Genomic DNA, 3,240 nt, shown 5'->3' with positions numbered 1-3,240 from the left:
GTGACAGGACTTGAACCTGCACGGTCTCCCACTAGAACCTAAATCTAGCGCGTCTGCCAATTCCGCCACACCCGCGTGTGACAAAATGAAGAATTGCCATTGAAGATTGCTTCGCAAAAGGCAATTCTGGCAATAGCTTTCTTTCATACGAAAGAAAACTATTGCGTTTGTCGGCTCATCGACTCCAATAATATATCACACTGCCCCCTCCATTGCAACAAAAAATAGGCCTTTCAGAATACATCTAAAAGACCTATCAATTATCTAAATATTCAACCAGATTTTATCATTCCAAATGACTAAAGCACTAACTAAAGTTCTACCTGAAACAAACCCCGAGACTCCACCTAAAGCTCTATCCAAATATCCATCCAAACAACGGTGACAGCAGAATCATTATAACCGAATATGTAAATGAATTTACAGACATCAAGGTAGCTCTCTGGCCAGATGGAATCATTTCATTCAACACTACATCTGATCTGATTTCTATGAAGCTGTCCGCAAAGGAACCAATGCACGCTCCTATTATCATTATGTATGGATTGCCAACTAATACCGAAGCAAAAGCTACCATAACTCCAACAAGAGAAATGACACCAATAGCCCTATATACCACCGTGTTGAAAAATGTGACTACCTTTGAGCCAAGGGCACCTGACAATCCTATAATAAATAGTGCCGGTCCTAGCAAGACTGGATTTAAGCCAACTTCTGGCAGCTTTGCCTGCATAAAAAATCCAATCAATACCGCAACAGCTCCAATTGCAGCATTAAAAAGAATTATCAGCCTAGCTCTGCGATTCTCCTTTAAGAATGTGATTGAACCTATAGCAACTTCTTTGAATCTGCCAGCTACATCCATTGATTCATGGCCTTCAGCATGAACCTCCGTCAGTGATAAAGCAAATAATAAAGCTATGCTTCCCACGACGATGTCAACCAGATACGCTTTACGATATCCTAACATCAACGCAACACCAGCTAACAACGTAGCTAGCGAACTAACTATCTCATAGATAATCATGTCTTTTGAAAAGAATCCTTCATAGTTCTTTTCAACACCAGCTATCTTCATACTGTCATAAGCCAATGCTTCACGAGTTCCAGAAGCCAAATTATAGCTTAAAGCACTGACTCCCATGGCAAATGCAATTGATACAAATGAATCTGCAAATATCATTATCATTGCTGATAACATGGACATTATCTGGGCAAGCACCATGGATTTCTTGCGGCCGAACACATCTGACACAGCTCCTGATGGAACTTCACATATCATACTCACTACATGAAAAATACTTTCAAACCAGCCTATCTCCAATGTAGAAAAGCCACGGGCTGCAAGTAGTGCCACCCAGGAAGCTCCTGCCAGCATAAATGCCCCAAAAGTATCTATAGCATAAATCTTTCCAAGTTGTGCCTTTATATTAATCTTTTTAACGCTTTGACAAAGCTCATTATTTCCTTGAATTTCAAATTCTGTATTATTTATTTCCATAAAAAAATCTCCTTATCTATTTTTTAGAATAAGGAGATAGTGCGGCACAATGTTAAAAACGATTAGTTTCTATCGCTTAAAAAAGGGCGCACTATCCCCGTAAACTGCAAAAATAGAACCTTTTGTAAGATGCATATTAATTGTTTTCCAAGTCATACTACGCCCTCCTTTCTTTTTACTTTGATGTTAACAAACTGGATTTTACCATAACGTATTTTCGAAGTAAAGCAAAAAAACACCTCTTTACCAAATGTGTCCAAAACAATGGTCACATTCGTAAAGAGGTGTGTAAATTATAAATATTATGAATGTCTTCTAGCGCCCTTTAATCGAGCCATAGCACGAGCCATGTTTGCAGTAGAAATCTGGTATTCAACCATGCTTTGCTTCTGCTGAAGCTGCTCCTGAGCACGCTCCAAAGCTTCCTGGGCTCTATATGTATCAATATCTTCTGGACGTTCACAAGAATATGCAATCATCTTTACTGAACCATCCTTATAGACAGATATTAATCCATCAGATACAATGGCGCTTCGCCATGTTCCATCACCTGTTTTAAAGCGTATTTCACCGACAGAAACTACACCAGTCATCATCTCATGATGATTCATGATTGCAGCCTCTCCATCAGGACTAGGAATAATAATTATTTCGCAGTCACCATCATAAAACACGCCATCACAAGCGATTATTTTAAGATTAAATAATGATGCCATACGCTACTCCTTTACAAGATCTGCAGCCTTTTTCTTGACATCCTCAATTGTACCAACGTTAAAGAATGCTGCCTCTGGATATTCATCCATCTCACCATTAAGGATAGCTTTAAATCCACGGATAGTATCCTTTACAGTTACGAACTGTCCCTTAACACCTGTAAAGTTCTCAGCAACTGAGAATGGCTGTGAAAGGAAACGCTGTACCTTTCTTGCACGATATACAGTAATCTTATCCTCGTCTGAAAGCTCTTCCATACCAAGGATAGCGATGATATCCTGTAACTCTTTGTACTTCTGGAGAATCTCCTGTACGCCACGGGCAACCTGATAATGCTCCTCACCAACTACGTCTGGCTCAAGAATACGTGATGTAGACTCAAGTGGATCTACAGCTGGATAAATACCCATTTCTACGATCTTACGTGAAAGAACTGTTGTAGCATCCAAGTGTGAGAATGTTGTTGCTGGAGCTGGGTCAGTTAAGTCATCAGCAGGAACGTATACAGCCTGAACTGATGTGATAGAACCGTTCTTTGTAGAAGCGATTCTCTCCTGAAGCTCACCTAAATCGTTTGCAAGTGTTGGCTGGTAACCAACGGCTGATGGCATACGACCAAGAAGAGCTGAAACCTCTGAACCTGCCTGTACGAAACGGAAAATGTTATCAATGAATAAAAGCACATCCTGATTCTTAACATCACGGAAATACTCAGCCATTGTAAGTCCTGTTTCAGCAACACGCATACGTGCTCCAGGTGGCTCGTTCATCTGACCGAACACTAAGGCTGTCTTATCAAGAACTCCTGACTCAGCCATTTCTGTCCAAAGGTCATTACCTTCACGAGAACGCTCTCCTACACCAGTAAAGATTGAGTAACCACCGCTCTCTGTAGCGATATTATGGATAAGCTCCTGGATAAGTACTGTCTTACCTACACCGGCACCACCGAAAAGTCCGACCTTACCACCCTTAGCATAAGGAGCAAGTAAGTCGATAACCTTGATACCTGTCTCAAGCAT

At 40.7% G+C, this 3,240-nt stretch carries 3 protein-coding genes; all 3 read right to left on the bottom strand.

The genetic code is table 11. From position 1 onward, the window contains the following. Positions 1-355: 355 nt before the first annotated feature. Positions 356-1,501 (bottom strand): MFS transporter, encoded by a 1,146-nt coding sequence (locus E7274_RS14350; RefSeq protein ID WP_304176924.1) that lies wholly within the window; start codon positions 1,499-1,501, stop codon positions 356-358. 302 nt (positions 1,502-1,803) lie between these two features. Beyond that, positions 1,804-2,217, bottom strand: a complete 414-nt coding sequence (gene atpC, locus E7274_RS14345) for an ATP synthase F1 subunit epsilon (protein WP_304176921.1) — start codon at positions 2,215-2,217, stop codon at positions 1,804-1,806. 3 nt (positions 2,218-2,220) lie between these two features. After that, positions 2,221-3,240 (bottom strand): F0F1 ATP synthase subunit beta (gene atpD / locus E7274_RS14340; protein ID WP_304176919.1); only part of this gene is annotated, 1,020 nt, incomplete at its 5' end.

Source organism: Pseudobutyrivibrio ruminis (assembly GCF_015057245.1).
In the GTDB taxonomy this organism is placed as follows: Bacteria; Bacillota; Clostridia; order Lachnospirales; family Lachnospiraceae; genus Pseudobutyrivibrio; species Pseudobutyrivibrio ruminis_E.
Note: the sequence above shows the minus strand (reverse complement) of the source record. Positions and strands in the feature narration are given on the sequence as shown.